Annotated in this window: 23 protein-coding genes, 3 tRNA genes and 1 riboswitch; of the genes, 21 read left to right on the forward strand and 5 right to left on the reverse strand. The window is 60.8% G+C overall.

The window, feature by feature from the left end:
- Positions 1–597: 597 nt before the first annotated feature.
- From ACXX81_RS04140 to astE, 13 genes are all read left to right on the forward strand, one after another.
- Positions 598–1,383 carry an L-arginine-binding protein AotJ gene (locus tag ACXX81_RS04140; protein ID WP_003233533.1) on the forward strand — a complete coding sequence of 262 codons (786 nt, stop codon included), beginning with the start codon at positions 598–600 and terminating at the stop codon, positions 1,381–1,383.
- A 92-nt stretch (positions 1,384–1,475) separates the two neighbouring features.
- Entirely contained in the window at positions 1,476–2,165 is a 690-nt protein-coding gene (locus tag ACXX81_RS04145; RefSeq protein ID WP_057010047.1) for an ABC transporter permease, read from the forward strand.
- Positions 2,162–2,860 (forward strand): ABC transporter permease, encoded by a 699-nt coding sequence (locus ACXX81_RS04150; RefSeq protein ID WP_209984023.1) that lies wholly within the window; start codon positions 2,162–2,164, stop codon positions 2,858–2,860. The genes ACXX81_RS04145 and ACXX81_RS04150 overlap by 4 nt, the downstream gene beginning before the upstream one ends.
- Before the next feature lies 1 nt (position 2,861).
- Positions 2,862–3,974, forward strand: a complete 1,113-nt coding sequence (locus ACXX81_RS04155) for a succinylglutamate desuccinylase/aspartoacylase family protein (protein WP_231422916.1) — start codon at positions 2,862–2,864, stop codon at positions 3,972–3,974.
- Between the two features lie 27 nt (positions 3,975–4,001).
- The gene (locus ACXX81_RS04160; protein WP_209984018.1) at positions 4,002–4,766 is read left to right on the forward strand and encodes an ABC transporter ATP-binding protein; all 765 of its coding nucleotides are present in this window, start codon (positions 4,002–4,004) and stop codon (positions 4,764–4,766) included.
- 210 nt (positions 4,767–4,976) lie between these two features.
- Positions 4,977–5,957 (forward strand): GlxA family transcriptional regulator, encoded by a 981-nt coding sequence (locus tag ACXX81_RS04165; RefSeq protein ID WP_057010051.1) that lies wholly within the window; start codon positions 4,977–4,979, stop codon positions 5,955–5,957.
- 224 nt (positions 5,958–6,181) lie between these two features.
- On the forward strand, positions 6,182–7,402 hold the full coding sequence (locus ACXX81_RS04170) for an aspartate aminotransferase family protein (RefSeq protein WP_209984016.1): 1,221 nt from the start codon (positions 6,182–6,184) through the stop codon (positions 7,400–7,402).
- Positions 7,403–7,589: 187 nt separating this feature from the next.
- Positions 7,590–8,609 (forward strand): arginine/ornithine succinyltransferase subunit alpha, encoded by a 1,020-nt coding sequence (aruF, locus tag ACXX81_RS04175; protein ID WP_209984015.1) that lies wholly within the window; start codon positions 7,590–7,592, stop codon positions 8,607–8,609.
- A 51-nt stretch (positions 8,610–8,660) separates the two neighbouring features.
- A complete protein-coding gene (gene astA / locus ACXX81_RS04180; RefSeq protein ID WP_209984012.1) occupies positions 8,661–9,686 on the forward strand; it encodes an arginine N-succinyltransferase in 1,026 nt (341 codons plus the stop codon).
- Complete coding sequence (gene astD / locus ACXX81_RS04185) at positions 9,683–11,152, forward strand: succinylglutamate-semialdehyde dehydrogenase (RefSeq protein WP_458572565.1); 1,470 nt, start codon at positions 9,683–9,685, stop codon at positions 11,150–11,152. Before astA ends, astD begins: the two co-directional genes overlap by 4 nt.
- A gap of 80 nt (positions 11,153–11,232) precedes the next feature.
- Positions 11,233–12,579, forward strand: a complete 1,347-nt coding sequence (astB, locus tag ACXX81_RS04190; RefSeq protein WP_458571257.1) for an N-succinylarginine dihydrolase — start codon at positions 11,233–11,235, stop codon at positions 12,577–12,579.
- 26 nt (positions 12,580–12,605) lie between these two features.
- Complete coding sequence (locus tag ACXX81_RS04195) at positions 12,606–12,896, forward strand: hypothetical protein (RefSeq protein WP_060757326.1); 291 nt, start codon at positions 12,606–12,608, stop codon at positions 12,894–12,896.
- Positions 12,897–12,907: 11 nt separating this feature from the next.
- Positions 12,908–13,918 (forward strand): succinylglutamate desuccinylase, encoded by a 1,011-nt coding sequence (gene astE / locus ACXX81_RS04200; protein ID WP_458571258.1) that lies wholly within the window; start codon positions 12,908–12,910, stop codon positions 13,916–13,918.
- Here the strand turns inward: astE and ACXX81_RS04205 are convergent.
- A complete protein-coding gene (locus ACXX81_RS04205; protein ID WP_458571259.1) occupies positions 13,911–15,407 on the reverse strand; it encodes a M91 family zinc metallopeptidase in 1,497 nt (498 codons plus the stop codon). The two genes, astE and ACXX81_RS04205, sit on opposite strands and share 8 nt — an antisense overlap.
- A 138-nt stretch (positions 15,408–15,545) precedes the next feature.
- Positions 15,546–16,055 carry a 6,7-dimethyl-8-ribityllumazine synthase gene (locus ACXX81_RS04210; RefSeq protein WP_209984004.1) on the reverse strand — a complete coding sequence of 170 codons (510 nt, stop codon included), beginning with the start codon at positions 16,053–16,055 and terminating at the stop codon, positions 15,546–15,548.
- A gap of 114 nt (positions 16,056–16,169) precedes the next feature.
- Positions 16,170–16,339: riboswitch (FMN riboswitch) on the reverse strand.
- A gap of 182 nt (positions 16,340–16,521) precedes the next feature.
- On the opposite strand from ACXX81_RS04210, the gene ltaE reads away from it, so the two are divergent.
- The 8 genes from ltaE to mgtE all read left to right on the forward strand — a co-directional run bounded on the left by ltaE (position 16,522) and on the right by mgtE (position 24,313).
- A complete protein-coding gene (gene ltaE / locus ACXX81_RS04215; RefSeq protein ID WP_209984002.1) occupies positions 16,522–17,526 on the forward strand; it encodes a low-specificity L-threonine aldolase in 1,005 nt (334 codons plus the stop codon).
- A gap of 147 nt (positions 17,527–17,673) precedes the next feature.
- Positions 17,674–20,292, forward strand: coding sequence for an alanine--tRNA ligase (alaS, locus tag ACXX81_RS04220; RefSeq protein WP_458571260.1), 2,619 nt, complete (start codon positions 17,674–17,676; stop codon positions 20,290–20,292).
- 95 nt (positions 20,293–20,387) lie between these two features.
- Positions 20,388–21,629 (forward strand): aspartate kinase, encoded by a 1,242-nt coding sequence (locus ACXX81_RS04225; RefSeq protein ID WP_209983998.1) that lies wholly within the window; start codon positions 20,388–20,390, stop codon positions 21,627–21,629.
- Positions 21,630–21,802: 173 nt separating this feature from the next.
- Positions 21,803–22,045 (forward strand): carbon storage regulator CsrA, encoded by a 243-nt coding sequence (gene csrA, locus ACXX81_RS04230; protein ID WP_231422923.1) that lies wholly within the window; start codon positions 21,803–21,805, stop codon positions 22,043–22,045.
- Positions 22,046–22,107: 62 nt separating this feature from the next.
- Positions 22,108–22,198: transfer RNA gene (locus ACXX81_RS04235), tRNA-Ser, on the forward strand.
- A gap of 108 nt (positions 22,199–22,306) precedes the next feature.
- Positions 22,307–22,383 (forward strand) — tRNA-Arg (locus ACXX81_RS04240).
- A 71-nt stretch (positions 22,384–22,454) separates the two neighbouring features.
- Positions 22,455–22,531, forward strand: a tRNA-Arg gene (locus ACXX81_RS04245).
- Between the two features lie 339 nt (positions 22,532–22,870).
- Entirely contained in the window at positions 22,871–24,313 is a 1,443-nt protein-coding gene (gene mgtE / locus ACXX81_RS04250; RefSeq protein ID WP_003233511.1) for a magnesium transporter, read from the forward strand.
- A gap of 113 nt (positions 24,314–24,426) precedes the next feature.
- On the opposite strand, the gene ACXX81_RS04255 is transcribed toward mgtE, so the two are convergent.
- The 3 genes from ACXX81_RS04255 to ACXX81_RS04265 form a co-directional block, all read right to left on the reverse strand.
- Positions 24,427–24,753 (reverse strand): Arc family DNA-binding protein, encoded by a 327-nt coding sequence (locus ACXX81_RS04255; protein ID WP_003193592.1) that lies wholly within the window; start codon positions 24,751–24,753, stop codon positions 24,427–24,429.
- A gap of 405 nt (positions 24,754–25,158) precedes the next feature.
- Positions 25,159–25,338 (reverse strand): PA3371 family protein, encoded by a 180-nt coding sequence (locus ACXX81_RS04260; protein WP_322214312.1) that lies wholly within the window; start codon positions 25,336–25,338, stop codon positions 25,159–25,161.
- 10 nt (positions 25,339–25,348) lie between these two features.
- Complete coding sequence (locus ACXX81_RS04265) at positions 25,349–25,576, reverse strand: hypothetical protein (RefSeq protein WP_209990479.1); 228 nt, start codon at positions 25,574–25,576, stop codon at positions 25,349–25,351.
- Between the last annotated feature and the right edge of the window lie 147 nt (positions 25,577–25,723).

Raw genomic sequence — 25,723 nt, forward strand, 5'->3', positions numbered from 1 at the left:
CTCGGCCAACACAGAAACTCCAATGTGGGAGGGGGCTTGCTCCCGATGGCGGCGTATCAGTCAAACCTCTGTGGCTGACACACCGCCCTCGACAGCAACCCCCTCCCACATTTTTTGAGTCACATTGGCAGGGCCAATCTCTATTACCAATAAATATCCACTTCTGCAGTGACCGACTTCCTGGCGTTACCGCCCGGCGCAAATGTGTAACCTGCCGCCCAAACCTGAGGCATCCCCCTACACCCTCGCTCCAAAAAGCCGCACCCTCATCCCCCTTTGAAATAAGATTTAACACCACACTTGCCGTGCCAGAAGGGTTTGCGAATAATAGGCCCGCAATTTGCAGCATCAACAGGTTTAATATCTTTTGTCTCTGCATAAAAATCAGAGGCTGTCAATGTGCTGGAACCGCTTTCTCAGTGCTTCTGTAAATTGTTGTCGCATTGAAGAAATATCGGCTTCCGGCCTGTCGTTAGAATGCCGATCACTCGCTCGTCGTCGCAGGCTGTGCCTGAGCACGGACGCAGCGCCGCTATTCGCCGCATCGTGGGCCATAGCTCATACTGCTGTTTTGCCCTATACCGATGGAGTCCCATGATGAAGAAACTCGTGCTGTTGGGCGCCCTGGCGCTGTCCGTGTTGTCGATGCAGGCTTTCGCTGAAGGCAAGCCTCTGAAGATTGGTATCGAAGCGGCTTACCCTCCGTTTGCCTCCAAGGCGCCAGATGGCAGCATCGTCGGCTTTGACTACGACATCGGCAACGCCCTGTGCGAAGAGATGCAGGTCAAGTGCACCTGGGTCGAGCAGGAATTCGACGGCCTGATCCCTGCGCTGAAAGTGCGCAAGATCGACGCGATTCTGTCGTCCATGTCCATCACTGACGACCGCAAGAAGTCCGTGGACTTCACCAACCGCTACTACCTGACCCCGGCGCGCCTGGTATTGAAGGAAGGCACCACCGTCAGTGACAGCCTGGACGAACTCAAGGGCAAGAAGATCGGCGTACAGCGTGGCTCGATCCACGACCGTTTCGCCCGTGAAGTGCTGGCGCCAAAAGGTGCCGACATCAAGGGTTACAGCACCCAGAACGAAATCTACCTGGACGTGGCCGCCGGTCGCCTCGACGGCACCGTCGCCGACGCCACCCTGCTCGAAGACGGTTTCCTCAAGACCGACGCCGGTAAAGGCTACGCGTTCGTGGGCCCGGCCTTCACCGACGTCAAATACTTCGGCGACGGCGTAGGCATCGCGGTACGTAAAGGCGACAAGGAAAACCTGGACCGCATCAACGCAGCCATTGCCGCGATCCGTGCCAACGGCAAGTACCAGGCCATCGAGAAAAAGTACTTCAACTTCGACATTTACGGTCCTGAAACCAAGTAAACCGTCGTAGCTGTCCGTCCCCAATGGCGCAAGCAACAGAGCATTCTGAAGTTTGCGCCATTTTTTCATCCCCCTTTTCGAGGACCTGAATCATGTTGAAAGGCTACGGGGCCGTTATCCTCGATGGCGCATGGTTGACGCTTCAGCTCGCCTTGTCGTCGATGGCCTTGGCCATTGTTCTGGGTCTGATCGGGGTCGCGCTGCGCCTGTCGCCGGTGCGCTGGCTGGCCTGGCTGGGTGACTTGTACTCCACGGTGATCCGCGGGATCCCCGACCTGGTGTTGATCCTGCTGATTTTCTACGGCGGTCAGGACCTGCTCAACCGCGTCGCGCCGATGCTCGGCTTTGACGACTATATCGACTTGAACCCCATGGCCGCCGGCATCGGCACCCTGGGTTTCATCTTTGGCGCCTACCTGTCGGAAACTTTCCGCGGCGCCTTCATGGCCATTCCCAAGGGGCAGGCCGAGGCCGGCCTGGCGTATGGCATGAGCGCTTTCCAGGTGTTTTTCCGGGTGATGGTGCCGCAGATGATTCGGCTGGCGATCCCCGGGTTTACCAACAACTGGCTGGTGCTCACCAAGGCCACCGCGCTGATTTCAGTGGTGGGCCTGCAAGACATGATGTTCAAGGCCAAACAGGCGGCCGACGCCACCCGTGAGCCTTTTACCTTCTTCCTCGCAGTGGCGGCGATGTACCTGGTGATCACCAGTGTGTCGTTGCTGGCCTTGCGTTACCTCGAGAAGCGCTACTCGGTAGGCGTAAGGGCGGCCGATCTATGATCTTCGACTACAACGTCATCTGGGAGGCCATGCCGCTGTACCTCGGCGGCCTGCTGACCACCCTCAAACTGCTCGCCATTTCGCTGTTCTTCGGCCTGCTCGCTGCCTTGCCCCTGGGCCTGATGCGCGTGTCCAAACAGCCGATCGTCAACGGCATCGCCTGGCTCTATACCTACGTGATTCGCGGCACGCCGATGCTGGTGCAGCTGTTTTTGATCTACTACGGCCTGGCCCAGTTCGAAGCCGTACGCGAAAGCGTTCTCTGGCCGTGGCTGTCGAGCGCCACGTTCTGCGCGTGCCTGGCCTTTGCGATCAACACCAGCGCCTACACCGCCGAGATCATCGCCGGCAGTCTCAAGGCCACGCCCAATGGCGAGATCGAAGCGGCCAAGGCCATGGGCATGTCGCGCTATAAGCTGTACCGCCGCATCCTGTTGCCGTCGGCCCTGCGCCGTGCGCTGCCGCAATACAGCAACGAAGTGATCATGATGCTGCAGACCACGAGCCTGGCCTCCATCGTCACGCTGATCGACATCACCGGTGCCGCGCGCACGGTGAACGCGCAGTATTACCTGCCGTTCGAAGCCTACATCACCGCCGGCGTGTTCTACCTGTGCCTGACCTTCATCCTGGTGCGCCTGTTCAAGTTGGCCGAGCGCCGCTGGCTGAGCTACCTGGCTCCACGGAAGCACTGATATGGAACGTATCGATCACCTGTTGCCCTGGGGCCACCTGGGCTGCGAGCGCCAACTGAGCGTGTTTCGCTTTGGCAGCGGCGAGCGCAAGGCCTATATCCAGGCCAGCCTGCACGCCGATGAACTGCCCGGCATGCGCGCCGCCTGGGAGCTGAAAAAACGCCTCACCGAACTGGAACAGCAAGGCGCCCTCAACGGGGTGATCGAGCTGGTGCCGGTGGCCAACCCGATGGGCCTGGGCCAGCTGTTGCAAGGCAGCCACCAGGGCCGTTTCGAAGTCGGCAGCGGCAAGAATTTCAACCGTGATTTCGTCGAACTCAGCGAGCCGGTGACGCAGTTGCTGCACGGCAAGCTTGGCGATGATCCCCATGCCAATGTGCGCCTGATTCGCCAGGCCATGAGCGACGCGCTCAACGCCTTGCCCGAACCCGGCAGCCAGTTGCAGGGCATGCAGCGCGTACTGCTGAGCCATGCCTGCACTGCCGACATCGTCCTCGACCTGCATTGCGACGCCGAAGCCGCGCTGCACATGTACGCATTGCCCCAGCACTGGCCGCAGTGGCGTTCGCTGGCGGCGCATTTGAATGTGAAGGTCGGTCTGCTGGCGGAAGATTCCGGCGGCAGCTCGTTCGACGAGGCCTGTTCGTTGCCGTGGCTGCGGTTGTCGCGGGCGTTCCCCGAGGCGCAGATCCCGCTGGCGTGCCTGGCGACCACCCTGGAGCTGGGCGGCCAGGCCGATACCGGGCGTGACGAAGCCATCTTCCACGCCGAAGGCATCCTCGCGTTTCTCGCCGAGCAGGGGCTGATCAGGGGCGAATGGCCCGCGCCGCAGTACGAGGCCTGCGAGGGCGTGCCCTTCGAAGGCACCGAGTTGCTGTTCGCGCCCCACGCCGGGGTGATCAGTTACCTGCGTAAAGCCGGTGAACGGGTAGACGCCGGCGATGAAATTTTTGAAGTGATCGACCCCGTCAACGACCGCGTCAGCACCATTTGTGCGGGCACCTCGGGGGTGTTGTTCGCCGTTGAACGGCTGCGTTATGCCCAAGCGGGTTTCTGGCTGGCCAAGGTGGCGGGGCGCGAAGCGCTGCGTCACGGGCGCTTGCTCAACGACTGACCACCTGTTTTTGTGAGAACCGACCGCATGTACAAGCTTGAAGTCCAAGACCTGCATAAACGCTATGGCAGTCATGAAGTGCTCAAGGGCGTGTCCCTGGCCGCCGCGGCCGGTGATGTGATCAGCATCATCGGCTCCAGCGGTTCAGGCAAAAGCACCTTTTTGCGCTGCATCAACCTGCTGGAGCAGCCCCACGCCGGCAAGATTCTGCTCAACAACGAAGAGCTGAACCTGGTGGCCAACAAGGACGGCGCCCTGCGCGCCGCCGACCCCAAACAGTTGCAGCGCATGCGTTCACGGCTGTCCATGGTGTTCCAGCATTTCAACCTGTGGTCGCACATGACCGCGCTGGAAAACGTGATGGAAGCCCCGGTGCATGTGCTCGGCGTGTCGAAAAAAGACGCCCGCGAAAAGGCCGAGCACTACCTGGCCAAGGTCGGCGTAGGCCATCGCAAGGATGCCTTCCCCGGCCACATGTCCGGTGGCGAGCAGCAGCGCGTGGCGATTGCCCGCGCCCTGGCGATGGAACCGGAGGTGATGCTGTTCGACGAACCCACCTCGGCGCTCGACCCGGAGCTGGTGGGCGATGTGCTCAAGGTGATGCAGGACCTGGCCCAGGAAGGCCGCACCATGGTGGTGGTGACTCACGAAATGGGCTTTGCCCGTGAGGTGTCGAACCAGCTGGTGTTCCTGCACAAAGGCATCGTCGAGGAGCGCGGCAACCCGCGCGAAGTGCTGGTGAACCCGCAGTCCGAGCGCTTGCAGCAATTCCTGTCCGGCAGCCTGAAATAGTCCTCACGGCCTGGAATTGCTTTTGTTTTATGTGGGAGGGGGCTTGCTCCCGATAGCGGTGTGTCAGTCAACACAGGTGTCTCTGCCATACCGCCATCGGGAGCAAGCCCCCTCCCACATTGATCTTCATCAGTTTTTGAGATTTGTGTTGGTTTACGGGCTAGCATTGGCCCTTGTCTTCATTACCGTTCTTCGTTTCGGATAGCCTCAATGACCGCCCACAAAATTGGTTTTCTCATCTGGCCCAGCACCAAGGCACTGACGCTTGCGCTGGCTGAGGAGGCTTTGCGCGTTGCTCAGCGGGTGCATCCGGAGGTGATCTACGAACTGTCGTTTCTGCACGCCGAGCCGCCGATCCATGGCGCCTGGCAACTGCCGGGCGAGCCGTGGGCGGGCAAGCTCGAAGGCTTTCAGAAATTGTTTCTGCTGGCGGACGAGCCGCCCACCGTCATCGCGTCCCAGCTCAGCAGCGCGCTCAAGCAACTGGTGCGCGCCGGCTGCGTGATCGGTGGCCTGTCGGCCGGTGTGTACCCGCTGGCCCAGCTCGGCCTGCTCGACGGCTACCGTGCCGCCGTGCACTGGCGCTGGCAGGACGACTTTGCCGAGCGCTTCCCCAAGGTCATTGCCACCAGCCACCTGTTCGACTGGGACCGCGACCGTCTGACGGCCTGCGGCGGCATGTCGGTGCTCGACCTGCTGCTGGCGGTGCTGGCCCGCGACCACGGCGCCGAGCTGGCCGGTGCCGTCTCCGAAGAACTGGTGGTGGAGCGCATCCGCGAAGGCGGCGAGCGCCAGCGTATTCCGCTGCAAAACCGCCTGGGCTCCAGCCATCCGAAGCTGACCCAGGCTGTACTGCTGATGGAAGCCAATATCGAAGAACCGCTGACCACCGATGAAATCGCCCAGCACGTGTGCGTGTCGCGACGACAACTGGAACGGATCTTCAAGCAATACCTCAACCGTGTTCCCAGCCAGTATTACCTGGAATTGCGCCTGAATAAGGCGCGCCAGATGCTCATGCAAACCAGCAAGTCGATCATCCAGATCGGCCTGTCGTGCGGCTTTTCCTCGGGGCCGCACTTCTCCAGCGCCTACCGCAACTTCTTCGGCGCCACCCCCCGTGAAGACCGCAACCAGCGCCGCAGCAGCAGCCCGTTCGAGTTGTCGTCGGTGCCGTCCGAGCGCGGTTGAGGTGTGAGGCGCAAAATTCCTGCGCCACTGCCGCAAAAAACCGTCTCATCCGTTTAAACTGCGCCATTGCGATGCTATATGTCGCATTGGCGTAAACCCGCGTAAAACCGGGGTTTGCGCTATAAGAAGTTGTCGCTTGGCGGCAAGGTCGCCCGGAAAACTGTCCTTACAATCCCTGCATCGTCCGCCAGTTTCAGGCGGGCGTTCCTCTTCAGGAGACTCCGATGTCCGTTGAGCAAGCCCCGGTGCAACGTGCCGATTTCGACCAGGTAATGGTGCCCAACTACGCACCCGCCGCCTTCATCCCTGTGCGTGGCCAAGGCTCGCGCGTGTGGGACCAGGCCGGTCGCGAGCTGATCGACTTTGCCGGCGGCATCGCGGTCAATGTGTTGGGCCATGCGCACCCCGCGCTGGTCGGTGCACTCACCGAACAGGCCAACCGGCTGTGGCATGTGTCCAACGTCTTCACCAATGAGCCGGCCCTGCGCCTGGCGCACAAGCTGATCGACGCCACCTTTGCCGAGCGCGTGTTCTTCTGCAACTCCGGCGCCGAAGCCAACGAGGCCGCGTTCAAGCTGGCCCGTCGCGTGGCGTTCGACCGGTTCGGCACTGAGAAGTACGAGATCATCGCCGCGCTCAACAGCTTCCACGGCCGGACGCTGTTCACCGTCAACGTCGGTGGCCAGTCCAAGTACTCCGATGGCTTCGGGCCTAAAATTACCGGCATCACCCACGTTCCTTATAACGACCTGGCCGCGCTGAAGGCTGCCGTGTCGGACAAGACCTGCGCGGTGGTGCTCGAACCGATCCAGGGCGAGGGCGGCGTATTGCCGGCCGAGCTGGCTTACCTGCAAGGCGCGCGCGAACTGTGCGATGCCAACGACGCGCTGCTGGTGTTCGACGAAGTGCAGACCGGCATGGGCCGCAGCGGTCACCTGTTCGCCTACCAGCACTACGGCGTGACGCCGGACATCCTCACCAGCGCCAAGAGCCTGGGCGGCGGTTTCCCGATTGCGGCGATGCTCACCACCGAAGCGCTGGCCAAACACCTGGTGGTCGGCACCCACGGCACCACTTACGGCGGCAACCCGCTGGCGTGCGCGGTGGCCGAAGCGGTGATCGACGTGATCAACACCCCGCACGTGTTGGCGGGCGTGAACGCCAAGCACGAGCAGTTCAAGGCGCGCCTGCAGCAGATCGGCACGCAATACGGCATTTTCAGCGAGGTGCGCGGCCTGGGCCTGTTGATCGGTTGCGTGCTCAGCGACGCATTCAAGGGCAGGGCCAAGGACGTGTTCAACGCGGCCGAGAAAGAAAACCTGATGGTCCTGCAAGCCGGCCCGGACGTGGTGCGTTTTGCGCCGAGTCTGGTGGTGGAAGAGGCAGACATCAACGAAGGCCTGGATCGTTTTGAGCGTGCGGTAAAAACGCTGACCCAGGCCTGATAAAAATCTATCCGCCGGACCGGACCCAATGTGGGAGGGGGCTTGTTCCCGATTGCTGTCTGTCAGTTGATACATCAGAGACTGATCCACCGCTATCGGGAGCAAGCCCCCTCCCACATTGGAACTGAGTTGTACCCGGGCTTCCCGGTATTTTCCCCATGAGTTTTTCGAGTTAAGGAGTGACCCCATGCTGGTGATGCGCCCCGCGCAAATGGCTGACCTGGGCGAGGTACAGCGTCTGGCTGCGGACAGCCCGATTGGTGTCACTTCCCTGCCGGACGATGTGGAACGCCTGAGCGACAAGATCGCCGCCAGCGAAGCCTCATTCGCCGCCGAGGTGAGTTTCAACGGCGAAGAAAGCTATTTCTTCGTGCTCGAAGACACCGCCACCGGCAAGCTCGCCGGTTGCTCCGCCATCGTTGCCTCGGCCGGTTACTCCGAGCCGTTCTACAGTTTCCGTAATGAAACCTTCGTGCACGCCTCCCGCGAGCTGAAGATCCACAACAAGATCCACGTGCTTTCCCAATGCCACGACCTGACCGGCAACAGCCTGCTCACCAGTTTCTACGTGGTGCCTGAGCTGGTCGGTTCGCCGTGGTCGGAACTCAATTCCCGTGGCCGCCTGCTGTTCGTCGCCAGCCACCCCGAGCGCTTTGCCGACTCGGTGGTGACCGAGATCGTCGGTTACAGCGACGAGAACGGTGATTCGCCATTCTGGGACGCCATTGGCCGCAACTTCTTCGACCTCAATTACGCCGCCGCCGAGCGCCTGTGCGGGCTCAAAAGCCGCACGTTTCTCGCCGAACTGATGCCCCATTACCCGATCTACGTGCCGCTGTTGCCGGACGCCGCCCAGGAGGCGATGGGCCAGGTGCACCCGCGGGCGCAGATCACGTTCGACATCCTCATGCGTGAAGGCTTCGAGACCGACCATTACATCGACATCTTCGACGGCGGCCCGACCCTGCATGCACGAGTCTCGGGCATTCGCTCGATTGCCCAGAGCCGCGTGGTGCCAGTGAAGATCGGTGAGATGGTCAAGGGCGCAGGCCGCCAGTACCTGGTCAGCAACGCGCAGTTGCAGGATTACCGCGCGGTAATGCTGGAGCTGGACTACGCGCCCGGCAAACCGGTGGTCCTCGACCTGGCGGCGGCTGAAGCGTTGGGCGTGGGCGAAGGCGCGAGTGTGCGTCTGGTTGCGGTTTAAAGAGAGAGTTTCGCGGGTGGCTGACCACAGCGGCCCGTTCGAGGAGATAGCATGATCGTTCGTCCCGTACGCAGCAGCGATTTACCGGCCCTGATTGATCTGGCGCGCAGCACCGGCACCGGCCTCACCACCTTGCCGGCCAACGAGGAACGCTTGACCCATCGGGTAGGCTGGGCCGAAAAGACCTTTCGTGGCGACGCCGGGCGCGGCGATGCCGACTACCTGTTCGTGCTGGAAAACGACGAAGGCCGGGTGGTAGGCATTTCCGCCATTGCCGGTGCCGTTGGCCTGCGCGAACCCTGGTACAACTTCCGTGTCGGCCTCACCGTCAGCGCCTCACAGGAGTTGAATATCTACCGCGAGATCCCGACGCTGTTTCTGGCCAACGACCTCACCGGCAATTCCGAATTGTGCTCGCTGTTTCTGCACGCCGATTACCGCAATGGCCTCAACGGCCGCATGCTGGCCAAGGCGCGCATGCTGTTTATCGCCGAGTTCCCGCAGTTGTTCGGCAACAAGATCATCGCCGAGATGCGCGGGGTGTCCAACGACGCCGGACGCTCGCCGTTCTGGGAAAGCCTGGGCCGCCACTTCTTCAAGATGGAATTCAGCCAGGCCGACTACCTCACCGGCGTGGGCAACAAGGCGTTCATTGCCGAACTGATGCCGAAGTTTCCGCTGTACAGCTGCTTTCTTTCCGAAGACGCGCGCAACGTGATTGGCAAGGTGCACCCCGATACCGAACCGGCGTTGAGCATGCTCAAGAGCGAGGGTTTCAGTTATCAGGGCTACGTGGATATTTTCGACGCCGGCCCGGCAGTGGAATGTGAAACCGCCAGGATCCGTGCGGTGCGCGATAGCCAGGCGCTGGTGCTGGCCATCGGCACGCCGGGGGACGACGCCACGCCGTTCCTGATCCATAACCGCAAGCGCGAAGACTGCCGCATCACCGCCGCGCCGGCGCGCCTGGCTGCCGGTACGCTGGTAGTCGACCCGTTGACCGCCAAGCGCCTGCAACTGGTAGTGGGCGATCAAGTGCGCGCCGTACCGTTGTCTGCTGCCCGGGAGTCGAAATAATGAATTCGCTGTATATCGCAGGAAGCTGGCTGGCCGGCCAGGGAGAGCTGTTCGAATCGCGCAACCCGGTGACCCAGCAGGTGCTGTGGGCCGGCCACGGCGCCACTGTCGAGCAGGTCGAGTCCGCCGTGCAGGCCGCGCGCCAGGCGTTCCCGGCCTGGGCCCGGCGCTCGCTGGAGGAGCGTATCAGCGTGCTCGAAGCCTTCGCGGCCACCCTGAAAAAGCGCGCCGATGAAATCGCCCGCTGCATCGGTGAAGAAACCGGCAAGCCCCTGTGGGAGTCGGCCACCGAAGTCACCAGCATGGCCAACAAGATTGCCATCTCGGTGCAAAGCTACCGTGAGCGCACCGGCGAGAAGAGCGGCCCTCTGGGCGACGCCACCGCCGTGCTGCGTCACAAACCCCACGGCGTGGTGGCGGTGTTCGGCCCGTACAACTTCCCGGGCCACTTGCCCAACGGACACATCGTGCCGGCGTTGCTGGCGGGCAATACCGTGCTGTTCAAACCGAGCGAGCTGACCCCCAAAGTCGCCGAGCTGACCGTGCAATGCTGGATCGACGCCGGCCTGCCAGCGGGCGTGCTGAACCTGCTGCAGGGCGCACGCGAGACCGGCATCGCGCTGGCCGCCAACCCTGGCATCGACGGGTTGTTCTTCACCGGCTCCAGCCGCACCGGCAATCACCTGCACCAGCAGTTCTCCGGGCGCCCGGACAAGATCCTGGCCCTGGAAATGGGCGGCAATAACCCGCTGGTGGTCGATGAAGTGGCTAATGTGGATGCAGCGGTGTACACCATTATCCAGTCGGCATTCATCTCGGCCGGCCAGCGCTGCACCTGCGCGCGCCGCCTGCTGGTGCCGCAAGGCGCCTGGGGCGATGCCCTGCTCGCACGCCTGGTGGCGGTTTGCGCGACCCTCGAAGTGGGCGCGTTCGACCAGCAACCGGCACCGTTCATGGGCTCGGTGATTTCCCTCGCGGCGGCCAAGGCGTTGATGGACGCGCAGGAATGGATGCTGGCCAATGGCGCGGTCGCGCTGTTGGAGATGACTCAACCCCAGGACCAGGCCGCGCTGCTCACCCCGGGCATTATCGACGTGACGCACGTGAGCGAGCGCGAAGACGAAGAACTGTTCGGCCCGCTGCTGCAGGTGATTCGCTACGCCGATTTCGAGGCGGCGATTGTCGAGGCCAACAACACTCAATACGGCCTGGCCGCAGGCTTGCTGTCGGACTCCGAAGCGCGCTACCAGCAGTTCTGGCTAGAAAGCCGGGCGGGCATCGTCAACTGGAACAAGCAACTGACCGGTGCCGCCAGCACCGCGCCGTTCGGCGGGGTAGGCGCCTCGGGCAATCATCGCGCCAGTGCGTATTACGCGGCGGATTATTGCGCGTATCCGGTGGCGTCGCTGGAGACCCCGAGTCTGACGTTGCCAGCAGCACTGACCCCGGGCATCACACTGCTCTGAAAGTGTGTGTGTGCCCTTGTGGGAGGGGTGTGTTGAGACTTTTGAAGCCTATAAAAACAGATGTTCGTGGAGCCTCGCCGATGAAATCCTGTGAAGTCAATTTTGACGGTCTAGTGGGGCCGACCCATAACTACGGCGGCTTGTCCTTCGGCAACGTCGCGTCCCAGAGCAACAGCCAGCAGCATTCCAACCCCAGGGAAGCGGCGTTGCAGGGCCTGCAGAAAATGAAGGCGCTGATGGACATGGGCTTTGTGCAAGGCGTGCTCGCGCCCCAGGAGCGCCCCGATGTGGCCGCCTTGCGCAGCCTTGGTTTCAGCGGCAGCGACGCGCAGGTCATCGAGCTGGCCGCCAGGCAGGCGATGCCGTTGCTGGTCGCCAGTTGCTCCGCCTCGAGCATGTGGGTGGCCAACGCCGCCACGGTCAGCCCGAGCGCCGATACCATTGACGGCCGCGTGCACTTCACCGCCGCCAACCTCAATTGCAAATACCACCGCAGCATCGAACACCCCACCACCAGCCGCGTGCTGGGGGCGATGTTCGCCGACGCGCAGCGCTTCGCCCATCACGCCGCCTTGCCGGCGGTGGCGCAGTTCGGCGACGAAGGCGCGGCCAACCACACGCGTTTTTGCCGCAGCTATGGCGAGGCCGGTGTGGAGTTTTTCGTGTTCGGCCGCAGCGCCTTCGACCCGCGCTACCCGGCGCCGCAGAAGTACCCGGCGCGCCAGACCCTGGAAGCGTCCCAGGCCGTCGCACGCCTGCACGGCCTGGCGGATGACGGCGTGGTCTACGCCCAGCAGAACCCGGCGGTGATCGATGCCGGGGTGTTCCACAACGATGTGATCGCGGTGGGCAATGGCGAGGTGCTGTTCTATCACGAGGATGCGTTCCTCAACACCGAGCAGGTGCTCGCCGAACTGCACGGCAAGCTGGCCAGGCTGGGCGGCCATTTTCAGGCGGTGTGTGTGCCGCGCGCCGAGGTCAGCGTCGAGGACGCGGTGCGTTCCTACCTGTTCAACAGCCAGTTGCTGACCCTGCCGGACGGCTCGATGCTGCTGATCGTGCCGCAGGAATGCCGTGCCAACGAGCGCGTGTGGCGTTACCTGCAAACCCTCACCACCGCCGGTGGCGTGATCCGCGAAGTCAAGGTGTTCGACCTCAAGCAAAGCATGCAGAACGGCGGCGGCCCGGCGTGCCTGCGCTTGCGCGTGGCGTTGAACGAGACCGAACTGGCGGCGGTGAACCCGGGCGTTATCATGACCGCGCCGCTGTACGAGACCCTTACTCAGTGGGTCGACAGACACTACCGCGACAGCCTGCGCGAAACCGACCTGGCTGACCCGCAATTGCTGATTGAGTGCCGGACGGCACTGGATGAACTGACGCAAATCCTTAAACTGGGCTCGGTTTATCCGTTCCAGATCAATTAATACCCATCCACGGCTGAGAGTTATTTATGACCACCGACACCCTGAAACTGATCCTTGAAGACACCGACGGCACCCAGCTGGAAACCTCCTGCACGCGCGTTGCCGTGGTCTGGCAGGGCAAGGAGATCTGGATCCAGCACGATGGCCGTGGCCAGTTGCTGATCGGTGTGGACGTGGAAGAGGGCGACGCCGAGTACGCCAACCTGCTGATGCGCCCGTTGGCCACCAACCTGATGAGCCTGCAACTGGAAATGGAACCGGCCGACGTCGACGGCGATGACGACGATCACGTCCATGGCCCAGGCTGCAACCACTAAGGAAGCTGCGTATGCTCGCCCTCGGCAAACTGCTTGAACTGACCCTCGCCGGTCGTGAACCGGCGCAAAAAATTCAACTGACTGTCGACGGCGTGCAGATGCGCTGGCTCAGCGAGGGCGCGCTCGAAGTGCGCCCGCCGCAGGCCCTGGACGCCGGCGGCGACCTGCTGCTGTCGTCCGGCATCCATGGCAACGAAACCGCGCCGATCGAACTGCTCGACCGCCTGTTGCATGGCATCGCCCGGGGCGAGATCAAACCGCGTAACCGTATTCTGTTTCTGTTCGGTAACCCCGAGGCCATGCGTCGCGGCGAGCGTTACCTGGAACTGGACGTCAACCGGCTGTTCAATGGTCGGCATGAACAAAACATCGGCCCGGAGGCCATCCGCGCCGCCGAGCTCGAGCAACTGGCCCGCAGCTTTTTCAGCCTGCCGGGCCGCTGGCGCTTGCATTACGACCTGCACACCGCCATTCGCGGTTCGAAGATCGAGCAGTTTGCGCTTTACCCGTGGAAAGAAGGTCGCCAGCATTCGCGCCGCGAACTGGCGCGCCTGAGCGCCGCCGGCATGCAAGCGGTGCTGCTGCAGAATAAAGCCTCGATCACCTTTACCGCGTTCACCTATGAGCAGCTCGATGCCGAGGCCTTTACCCTGGAGTTGGGCAAGGCGCGGCCGTTCGGGCACAACCAGGGCGTTGATGTGTCGCGTCTGGAAACGCGCCTGACGCAGATCATCGAGGACACGGAGCCTGCGGGCGAGACCCTGGACGGCCTGCAACTGTTCGCGGTCGCCCGTGAGGTCATCAAACACAGCGACGCCTTTCTGATGCATCTGCCGGCAGACGTGGAAAACTTTTCGCAGTTGGACAAAGGCTACCTGCTGGCCGAAGACGTGGCCAAGACCCGCTGGGTGATCGAGGAGGAGGGCGCGCGCATTATCTTCCCCAACCCGAAGGTGAAGAATGGCCTGCGCGCCGGGATCCTGATCGTGCCGATCTCGGAGAGCGCCGCCGCGTTCAAATAGGTGGAGATGAATATTGCTTGCGCGGCGGCATGCCCAGCTCCTCTCGGATACCGTTTTCGGTGAACGGTGTGGCGTTGGTGTGGGTGGGTGGCGTGGACGGGTCATTGTCGAAATCGAAAGCAATGGCGTCTGTCGGCAGGCCGACTGCCTGAAGTTCGTGATTGGAGATGATCGGACGCGGTTTGTTGCCGTCTGCACCGTCAAGGCTGGCGCCCTGCAACGAAGTGCCGGTGACGACGTTATAGGCATGGCACAGTTCGTGATAGAGCAACGGGATATTGCTCATTCGATTGCCGATGAACGAAGGGTTGTAATACACAGCGCCGCCATAGGAGGGCGTGCCGGGCCTGTTGTCCTGAATGAATGCGGGAGGCGTCGAAGCAGGGCTGGGCACGAACAGGCCATTGGCCTCGTCCTGCAGCTCATAAATGTTGATGGGTGTACCGCTGCGCAGTTCGGCGGCATCCAGCGCCCGGAACAGGTGCTGCCCGTTGGGCGAGTTGGCCAGCAGCTGCAAGTCATCGTTTACCCGCTGTTGAAATTCCACGCTGCCGATGACTCGTATGCCGCTGTTTTGCAGGGAGAGCGGTTGGATATCGGTCACCAGCGCTTGAGGGTGAGGGCACTCGGGTGAGGTGTCCGAGGGCGTCAAACCATGTGCGATGAACTGTCCTGCCGCTGCGAGGCCGCTGTTGGGGTTGGCGAAGACCTTGTCATCTGGTTTGAGCTGCGTGACCACGTCCAGCCCTTCGCCGGTATACAGCACGTTTGAGCGGGGGCCTGCCTGTATCAAGTCGTTGCCGGGGCCTCCTGTCAGGATGTTGTGCGCGCTCCCGCCCGTTAATTGATCGTCGCCTTCGCCGCCATTGATGAACGCCAGCCCGCTTGCGGCGATAACCTTGTCGTCTCCTGCGCCGGCGTAGACGGTCATTTCACCGTCTGCGAGGGAGAAAATCTGGTCCGCGCCGTCGCCCCCTTCGATATAGGCGGGGCCTCGGTGATTCAGGATTATATCGTTGCCAGGGCCTGCAAAAATGCGCGTATAGCCGCCTCCGGCGAAGATATGATCGTCACCTTCCCCCGAGTCGACCAGTATCGGCCGCGTCACGTTCTCGGCGATGTGGATCAAGTCATTGCCACCCTGCGTTCGAAAGACGACGAACTGGTTCAACCCGGCCAAGGTAACCACAAAGTGCTCGCTATTGATCACCACCATGAGGCCGTTATCTTGAGGGCGTATATCGACGTGGATTCGGTCGTCCTCGTCGTGGGTGGTAAACACGATGTAGTCGTGAAGTTCATCGGCCAACTCTCGTTCGACGGTGACGAGAGGCGTTTGATGCAGCGTAATGAACGTCAGCGTTTTTTGAATATGGAGGTCTCTGTTGAGAGAGCGGGTGCGGCTGGCGGGCGCGCTGAGGCGGCCGTCAATGAGCCATTGAAGGTCAGCGCCACGAGGGGCAAGGGGAAGTGAAGGAACGTGAGACATGGTGACTCCGATGATGGTTGGGAAGCGCTTGTGACAAGCGTCAACGCCATTACATCGTCGGTACCGCGGTTGCTGGCTTTACTTATATAGGATGCCCAATCGCACGGGACTGCCCGTGCGATTGGGCGGCAATCGGACTCAACTGACGCGCTTTTGCAGCTCGCTCTGATAGATCGCGCGAATCTTGTGCAGCGTATCGGCACAGGTGCGCGCCGCTTCCTGGCCCTTGTGCACGAAGTGCTCGTAGAAGAAGGTGTGGTGCTCGCTGCCGGCGTGGAAGTGGTGCGGGGTGAGGGACACCGAGAACACCGGCACTTCGGTTTCCAGCTGCACCTGCATCAGGCCACTGACCACCGATTGGGCGACGAATTCGTGACGGTAGATGCCGCCGTCCACTACCAGCGCAGCGGCGACGATGCCGGCGTAACGGCCGGTCTTGGCCAGCAGCTTGGCGTGCAGGGGCATTTCAAAGGCGCCGCCGACTTCGAAGAAATCGATGTCCGATTCCTGGTAGCCCTGGGCGATCATTTCGGCGAGGAAGCCTTTGCGGGATTGGTCGACAATATCCTTGTGCCAGCAGGCCTGGATAAACGCGACGCGCTCGCCGTGATGGTTTTTGCTTTTGCTGTCGATAGCGGTGGGTTGCATGTTCTGACTCCTGTTTAAGAAAAAAACAGGGCGTTATGAATCGAATGGGATTTCAAGGGTACGAACAGCGACGTCATGCAGGCATGAGGTCGACGCGCGGCGCTTGGGTGCCAATCCCGTTCTCTCTTCATCCGGACTATGACCGTCGGCCCCGGGATCACACCGGGTCTGCTGACCTTGCCGCCGTCCTGCGTGAGCAGTTCGAGGCGCCAAGCGCTCGCGGGCTATGCACATTGCGCGCAATTACCGCCGGTGGGGAATTACACCCCGCCCTGAGAACGTTGCCGTCAGAACCCTGACGGCGAAGGGTTTTTAACACGGTTTTTGCAAAACTGCACGATTGCCGTATCGATCACCTAGATCGGTTTGTTTGATGGATATTCGATTCCTGACCACACAGGGCTTGATATTGCGCGGCGTTGCCCGCAGTAATCGTCACTACACCCCACCGTCAGAGGCCTGCTTGATGAACGTCATAGACCTGCGCAGCGACACCGTGACCCAACCCACGCCCGGTATGCTTGATGCCATGGCCACTGCCGCCACTGGCGATGACGTCTACGGCGAAGACCCCAGCGTCAATCGCCTGGAGGCCGAGCTGGCCCGGCGCCTGGGGTTTGCCGCCGCGCTGTTCGTGCCTACCGGCACCATGAGCAACCTGCTGGCGTTGATGGCCCACTGTGAGCGCGGCGAGGAGTACATCGTCGGCCAGCAGGCGCACACCTACAAATACGAAGGCGGTGGTGCGGCGGTGCTCGGTTCGATTCAACCCCAGCCACTGGAGGCGCAGGCCGACGGTTCCCTCGATCTGGGCCAGGTGCTGGAAGCGATCAAGCCCGACGATTTTCACTTCGCGCCTACCCGCCTGCTGGCGCTGGAAAACACCATGCAGGGCAAGGTCCTGTCGCTCGATTACCTGGCCAGGGCCCGCGCGTTTACCCACGAACATGGCCTGTCCCTGCACCTGGACGGCGCGCGGCTTTATAACGCGGCGGTCAAGCTGGGCGTGGAGGCGCGGGAGATCGCCCGGCATTTCGATTCGGTGTCGGTGTGCCTGTCCAAGGGCCTGGGCGCGCCAGTGGGCTCGGTGCTGTGCGGCTCCACAGCGCTGATCGCCAAGGCGCGGCGCCTGCGCAAGATGGTCGGTGGCGGCATGCGTCAGGCGGGGTCGCTGGCGGCGGCGGGGCTGTATGCGCTGGATCATCATGTGCAGCGCCTGGCCGACGACCACGCCAACGCTCAGTGGCTGGGCGAGGCGCTGCGCGATGCCGGCTACCCCGTGGAGCCGGTGCAGACCAACATGGTCTACGTGCAGATGGGTGACCGTCACCAGGCGTTCAAGGATTTTGCTGGCGAAAGGGGCATCAAATTGAGCACGGCGCCACGCCTGCGTATGGTCACGCACATGGATGTGAACCGCACGCAGCTCGAACAGGTGGTGCGGGCATTTGTCGAGTTTTCGCGCAACTGACAGGTGCAGGCCGTCTAATTGAACGTTTCTATCGTATAAACACGCTGTACCCCCGGCAAAGGGCCGATATAATGCGGCCCTTTGCCGTCGCTCCGTCTGATGATGTTGCGCACTGGCCTTTGGCCGCAGCCTCCGTGGAAGAACCTAATGAAAAGCGCAGAAATCCGTGAAGCCTTCCTTCGCTTCTTCGAAGAGCAAGGTCACACCCGTGTCTCCTCCAGCTCCTTGATCCCAGGCAATGACCCGACCCTGCTGTTCACCAACGCGGGGATGAACCAGTTCAAGGACTGCTTCCTGGGCCAGGAAAAGCGCGCCTACACCCGCGCCACCAGCAGCCAGAAGTGCGTACGCGCCGGCGGCAAGAACAGCGACCTGGAGAATGTCGGTTACACCGCTCGCCACCACACCTTCTTCGAAATGCTGGGCAACTTCAGCTTCGGCGACTATTTCAAGAAAGATGCGATCACCTTCGCCTGGACCTTCCTCACCGGCGTGTTGAAGCTGCCCAAGGAAAAGCTCTGGGTCACCGTCTACGCGACGGACGACGAAGCCTATGACATCTGGACCCAACAGATCGGCGTGCCCGCCGAACGCATGATTCGCATCGGCGACAACAAGGGCGCGCCGTACGCGTCCGACAACTTCTGGACCATGGGCGACACCGGCCCGTGCGGCCCCTGCACCGAGATTTTCTACGATCACGGCGCCGACATCTGGGGCGGCCCGCCGGGCTCGCCGGAAGAAGACGGCGACCGTTACATCGAAATCTGGAACAACGTGTTCATGCAGTTCAACCGCACCGCCGACGGCGTGTTGCATCCGCTGCCGGCGCCGTCGGTGGACACCGGCATGGGCCTGGAGCGGATCAGTGCGGTGATGCAGCACGTTCACTCCAACTATGAAATCGACCTGTTCACCAACCTGCTGAGCGCCTCGGCGGCGGCCATTGGCTGCGCCAATGAAAGCCAGTCTTCGCTCAAGGTGGTGTCCGACCACATCCGTTCCTGCGGCTTCCTGATCGCCGATGGCGTGCTGCCCTCCAACGAGGGCCGTGGCTACGTGCTGCGCCGCATCATCCGTCGCGCTTGCCGCCACGGTAACAAGCTGGGCGCCACTGGCAGCTTTTTCTACAAGATCGTCGCCGCGCTGGTGGCCGAGATGGGCGAGGCTTTCCCTGAGCTCAAGCAGCAGCAGACCAACATCGAGCGCGTGCTCAAGGCCGAGGAGGAGCAGTTCTCCAAGACCCTGGAACACGGCCTGAAAATTCTCGAACAGGATCTGGCCGAGCTTAAAGGCACGGTCGTGCCGGGCGACGTGGTGTTCAAACTGTACGACACCTACGGCTTCCCGATGGACCTGACCGCCGACATCGCCCGTGAGCGCGAGCTGACCATCGATGAGGCCGGCTTTGAGCGTGAGATGGAGGCCCAGCGCGTGCGCGCCCGGTCCGCCAGCTCTTTTGGCCTGGATTACAACACCCTGGTCAAGGTCGACGTGCCGACCGAATTCATCGGCTACAAGGCGACCGCCGGCGCGGCCAAAATCGTTGCGATCTATAAGGACGGCAAATCCGTCGACGTGTTGAGCGAAGGCGAAGAAGCCGTCGTGGTGCTTGACCAGACGCCGTTCTACGCCGAATCCGGTGGCCAGATCGGTGACTGTGGTTTCCTCAGCTCCACGTCCGGGCGTTTTGATGTGCGTGACACCACCAAGACCGGCGGTGCGTTCCTGCATCACGGTGTGCTGGTGCTGGGCAATCTGACGGTCGGTGCGCCGGTCGACACCCAGGTGGATGCGGACGTGCGCCATGCCACCGCGCTGAACCACTCGGCCACCCACTTGCTGCACGCGGCCTTGCGCCAGGTGCTGGGCGAGCATGTCCAGCAGAAGGGTTCGCTGGTCGACAGCCAGCGCCTGCGCTTCGACTTCAGCCACTTTGAAGCGATCAAGCCTGCGCAGATCAAGGCCCTTGAAGACATCGTCAACGCCGAGATTCGTCGCAACACCCCGGTCGAGACCGAAGAAACCGATATCGACACCGCCAAGGCCAAGGGCGCGATGGCGCTGTTCGGCGAGAAGTATGGCGACAGCGTGCGCGTGCTGAGCATGGGCGGCGCATTCTCGGTGGAGCTGTGTGGCGGTATCCACGCCAACCGCACCGGCGACATCGCGCTGCTGAAAATTGTCAGCGAAGGCGGTGTGGCGTCTGGTGTGCGGCGTATCGAGGCGGTCACCGGTGCTGCGGCTCTGGCCTACCTGAATGCGGCCGAAGAACAACTCAAGGAAGCGGCCAGCCTGGTCAAGGGCAGCCGAGACAACCTGATCGACAAACTGTCCGCCGTGCTCGAGCGCAACCGTGCGCTGGAGAAGCAGCTGGAACAGTTGCAGGCCAAGGCGGCCAGTGCAGCGGGTGACGATCTGTCGGCCGCTGCAGTGGAGGTCAAAGGTGTGAAAGTACTGGCGGCACGTCTGGACGGTCAGGACGGCAAGGCGTTGCTGGCCCTGGTCGATCAGTTGAAGAACAAGCTCGGCCGCGCAGTGATCCTGCTCGGCGGTGTGCATGAGGATAAGGTCGTGCTGGTTGCGGGTGTAACCAAGGACCTGACTGGCCAACTCAAAGCCGGTGATTTGATGAAACAGGCCGCTGCGGCAGTGGGCGGGAAGGGCGGTGGTCGCCCGGACATGGCGCAAGGCGGTGGTGTGGACGCCGGTGCCCTGGATGCGGCCCTCGCCCTGACCGTGCCATTTGTCGAAGCAGGTATTTAAGGCGCTGTTAAACGGCCCGCGACCCGGTCGCGGGCGGTTGAGTGCTGGTTGAATTGGAAATCAGGCGCCCCTTTACGGGCTGAGGCGGCTTAGAAATGGCTTTGATCGTACAGAAATTTGGAGGCACCTCGGTCGGCTCTGTCGAAAGAATCGAGCAGGTCGCCGACAAGGTTAAGAAGTTCCGCGACGCCGGCGATGATCTGGTGGTGGTGCTGTCGGCCATGAGCGGTGAAACCAATCGCCTGATCGAACTGGCCAAGGCCATCAGTGGCGATCAGCAACCGTTGCCGCGTGAGCTGGATGTGATCGTGTCCACCGGCGAGCAGGTGACCATTGGCTTGCTGGCCATGGCGCTGAACAGGCGCGGCGTGCCGGCGGTGTCCTACACGGGCAGCCAGGTGCGCATCCTGACCGACAGCGCGCATACCAAGGCGCGCATCCTGCAGATTGATGATCAGAAAATTCGTACTGATCTGAAAGCCGGTCGCGTGGTAGTGGTAGCAGGGTTCCAGGGTGTGGATGAGCACGGCAACATCACCACCCTCGGACGTGGCGGTTCGGACACCACGGGCGTTGCGCTGGCAGCGGCTCTCAAGGCGGATGAATGCCAGATCTACACCGATGTGGACGGCGTCTACACCACCGATCCGCGTGTCGTGTCCGTGGCTCAGCGCCTGGACAAGATCACCTTCGAAGAGATGCTGGAGATGGCCAGTCTCGGTTCCAAGGTGTTGCAGATTCGTGCGGTGGAGTTTGCCGGCAAGTACAACGTTCCGCTGCGCGTATTGCACAGCTTCAAGGAGGGTCCGGGCACCCTCATTACTATTGATGAAGAGGAATCCATGGAACAGCCGATCATTTCCGGCATCGCTTTCAACCGCGATGAAGCCAAGCTGACGATCCGTGGCGTGCCGGATACTCCGGGCGTGGCGTTCAAGATCCTCGGTCCGATCAGTGGCGCAAATATTGAAGTCGACATGATCGTGCAGAATGTTTCGCACGATAACACCACCGATTTCACCTTCACCGTGCACCGCAACGAGTACGATGCGGCCGAGCGTATCCTGCAGAACACCGCGAGCGGGATTGGCGCCCGTGAAGTGGTTGGCGATACCAAAATTGCCAAGGTGTCGATCGTGGGGGTGGGCATGCGTTCCCATGCCGGTGTTGCCAGCCGCATGTTCGAGGCCCTGGCCAAGGAAAGCATCAATATCCAGATGATCTCCACCTCGGAAATCAAAGTCTCGGTGGTGATTGAAGAGAAGTACCTGGAGCTTGCGGTGCGCGCGTTGCACACCGCTTTTGAGCTCGATGCGCCGGCCCGACAGGGCGAGTAAGGCAGTGCCGGAAGGGCGCGGTATACCGCGCCTTTCCTTTTTTGTGGGGCGCGTGGTCTTTTGCGTCGGCTCGACAATACTCAGATGCAAGGTCTACCCGCTCCTGCAGCGTAGGCTGAGCGTTTTTTTTGCAGACTGTTGTTCCAGAACTGAAGTGCGTGAGGTGAAAGGTTATGTTGATTCTGACTCGTCGTTGCGCAGAAAGCCTGATTATCGGTGATGGCGAAATCACCGTGACCGTGCTCGGCGTCAAAGGCAATCAAGTGCGTATCGGGGTTAACGCTCCGAAAGAGGTAGCGGTCCACCGGGAGGAAATCTTCCAGCGGATCAGTAAGGAAAAGGAAAAGGAGAAAGAGCAGCAGGGACGTCAGCAGCAGGACGAGGACGAGGAAAACGACGAAGAACCAAGCCATTAATTTTTATCGCTTTTTGTGTTTGCAAACGGGGATGAACGTGGTTAATATACGCCCCGTGTTGCGGAGAGCTGGCCGAGTGGCCGAAGGCGCTCCCCTGCTAAGGGAGTACACCTCAAAAGGGTGTCGGGGGTTCGAATCCCCCGTTCTCCGCCATTATTTGCTTAGTACGTTGCAGTCTGGATTTATCGGTAAGTTGTTGAAATTACTCGAAAAAATCGCTTTACATAGAGATTGAACGGCCTATAATGCGCGGCAACAAATGCACTCGTAGCTCAGCTGGATAGAGTACTCGGCTACGAACCGAGCGGTCACAGGTTCGAATCCTGTCGAGTGCACCATTTAAGAGTCAACTGCAGCAATGCGGTGACTCGGCTTCAACCAGTTGTGATCTGGTCTAAAAACACAATCTGCACTCGTAGCTCAGCTGGATAGAGTACTCGGCTACGAACCGAGCGGTCACAGGTTCGAATCCTGTCGAGTGCACCATACAAACAAAAAGCCCGCCAAGTGCGGGCTTTTTGCCGTCTGGCGTTTGTGCAGGATTTCTCCTGATCCATCACCCTGATGTGTTTTCCGCCCGGGTTGCGACGTCGCAGTTCCCGGGTGCAGCTCAGGCTCAACTTTGCCTCGCAAGCGCTTGTTCTCTCCAGTTTTTTAAGATTAAAAGCCACCGAGCGGTGTATCATTGCGCCCGTCAGCCCCGCCGGGGCTTGTGGAATACCTCCATGGACTTACCCAGTAGTAACTCAGTACCCCGCTTTACCAATCATGAATTGACTGATTGATCCTTCCGGCGTGCCCCGCTGCTGGGAGTGGAGTTCGCCTATGACCGAAGTAGAAGTTAAGAAAACACAAGACAGCCTGCAGGATCGCCTGGCTCAAGTCATCGAGCTGCTGCAGCGCCAGCGCGTGGTCGAAGACCTCACGCATCGCCAGGAAGGCCCGAATCACGACCGCGTTGAAAATCTGGTCCATCGGCAAAACCTCGTCGAGCTGCAGCGCAAGCTCGATGACCTGCACTCCGCCGACGTCGCCTATATTCTTGAAGCCTTGCCGCTGGATGATCGACTGACGCTCTGGCAGTTGGTCAAGGCTGACCGCGACGGCGACATCCTGCTCGAAGTATCCGACTCCGTACGTGAAACCCTGATCGCCGACATGGACGATCACGAGCTGCTGGCCGCCGCCAAGGAAATGGACGCCGACGAACTGGCTGACCTTGCGCCTGAATTGCCGCGTGATGTTGTCCATGAGCTGATGGAGGCGCTGGACACCCAGCAGCGTGAGCGCGTGCGTTCAGCGCTGTCGTACGACGAGGATCAGGTCGGCGCCCTGATGGACTTCGAGATGGTCACCATTCGCGAAGACGTCAGCCTCGAGGTGGTTTTGCGCTACCTGCGCCGTCTGAAGGAGCTGCCAGGTCATACCGACAAGCTGTTCGTCGTCGACTATGAAGGCATCCTCAAGGGCGTGCTGCCGATCAAGCGCCTGCTGGTGAACGATCCGGAGAAGAAAGTTGCGGACTTGATGGCCAGCGATACCGTGAGCTTTCACCCGGACGAGGACGCGTATGACGCGGCCCAGGCCTTTGAGCGTTATGACTTGATCTCGGCGCCGGTGGTTGACAAGAACGGCAAGCTGATTGGCCGTTTGACCATCGACGAAATCGTCGATCTGATTCGTGAAGAGAGTGAAACCGAAGTCCTCAACATGGCGGGTTTGCGTGAGGAGGAAGATATTTTTGCCTCGGTCTGGCGCTCGCTGCATAACCGCTGGGCATGGCTGGCGGTTAACCTGATTACCGCGTTCATCGCCTCGCGAGTCATCGGGCTGTTTGAAGGCTCCATTGAAAAGCTCGTGGCACTGGCGGCGTTGATGCCGATTGTGGCGGGCATCGGCGGTAACTCCGGTAACCAGACCATCACCATGATCGTGCGCGCGATGGCGCTGGATCAGGTGAGTACCGCCAACTCTTCCCGCTTGCTGCGCAAGGAGCTGGCCGTCGGGCTTATCAACGGTCTGGTGTGGGGTGGGGTGATCGGTGTGGTGGCCTACTTGCTGTATGGCAGCTGGTCGCTCGGCGTGGTGATGACTGCCGCCATGACGCTCAACCTGCTGTTGGCTGCGTTCATGGGCGTGTTGATTCCGATGACCCTGGCACGCCTTGGTCGCGACCCCGCAATGGGGGCGAGTGTCATGATCACAGCCATGACGGACAGCGGAGGTTTCTTCATCTTCCTCGGCTTGGCGACCATATTCCTGTTGTAAGGTGCTCTGTGGGAGCGAGCAAGCTCGCTCCTGATGAAGAGTGGCCCCTCAAATTTCAGGCAAAAAAAAGCCAGCATTCAGCTGGCTTCGGCTTTCAATTTTGCAATCTTGAATCAATTGGCTTCTGCGGCCGCCTCAACGTCGTGCGCGATAAGCGAAACGAGGGCATTCTGCTGGCGGTGGGAAAGCTGACGAAAGCGCTGCAGCAGCTCGCGTTCGTGCAGTGACAACTCCGGACTGTCCAGACGCATGCTCAGCTCTTCGCCCAACGCACCTTCCTGAATAAGGCTCTGCTCCAGGCGCGCGATGATTTCAGAGTTCATGCTGCGGTGATGATTGCGAGCCACCTCGGCAATGCGTTCCCGCATACCGTCTGGCAGACGTACGACGAATTTGTCAGCCGTACGGCTGGAATAAATTGCCTGTTTCAATGGGCGCATATATTTAACCGGTTAGTTCAGGGGAGCGGTTTTTGGAATTGGCCGCAAGGATGAGTGTTAAGACAAGACTCACGACCAAAGTTCAACCCGAATTGCAAAGAGGTCGCATCATGCCTCAGATTCGACATTTCCTTGGCGTCAATTCTGTGACAAATATTGAACTGCCTAAAGGCTTTATGCCAGCACTGATTTGCATTTTTGCGGACTGGTTTGAATATTTTTTGCGTGACGTGCGTTAAACGCGGATCAACACGGCAACCACCGCAGCGAATGTCTGGAGGGCGCACATCGTAAAGCAATATGGCTGTTCGCCCCTAGTGCTAAGACTAGTGGCATTCTGCCAATTTACTAGGTCTATACGACGTAAGGTAGGAGAAGGCGGGGGAGGTGGCGCAACAGCAGCTTTCAGCGCAGCACAGGATCGAACTTGATACGGCGACCTACGATCAGCGTGAGAACCAACAATACAGCGAACACCGCACTGGCGATAAAGGCTGTGATTTGCCCCTCTTGCGCAGAGGCCTGAAGGCCAAAAGCGGCGCTGATCAGGGTTAGGCAGAGAAACAACCAGGAGGATTTGGACATGACAGCTTCCTTAGAAAACCCAGTGTTCAGCGGCGGGAGCTGACTGTGCATTCTGTGTGACGCGCACAGGCGTTTGCGCATTTGCAGTCATCACCGCCAATTGCGGACGCTGCTGCAGGTGGTGTGGAACGGGCTGGCGAAGCTGCGCAACGTCATCACCTGTGGTGGACTGGAAATGAAACATCACCAAAGCGGCGAGTGCCACGGTATTGAGGGCTAACAGAAGCGCACTGTTCATGTTCATGTTCTCCGCCGATTGCTCTGCCAGGTTGGTGATGGGTTGTCCGTGTAGGACTTGTCTTATAGAAGATATTGCAGATGCCGTGCCAATGTTTATTTTCAATAAAATCAATGGGTTGGGATTGAACAGCAGGGCTTTCTGATT

Source organism: Pseudomonas sp. GNP013 (genome assembly GCF_054343995.1).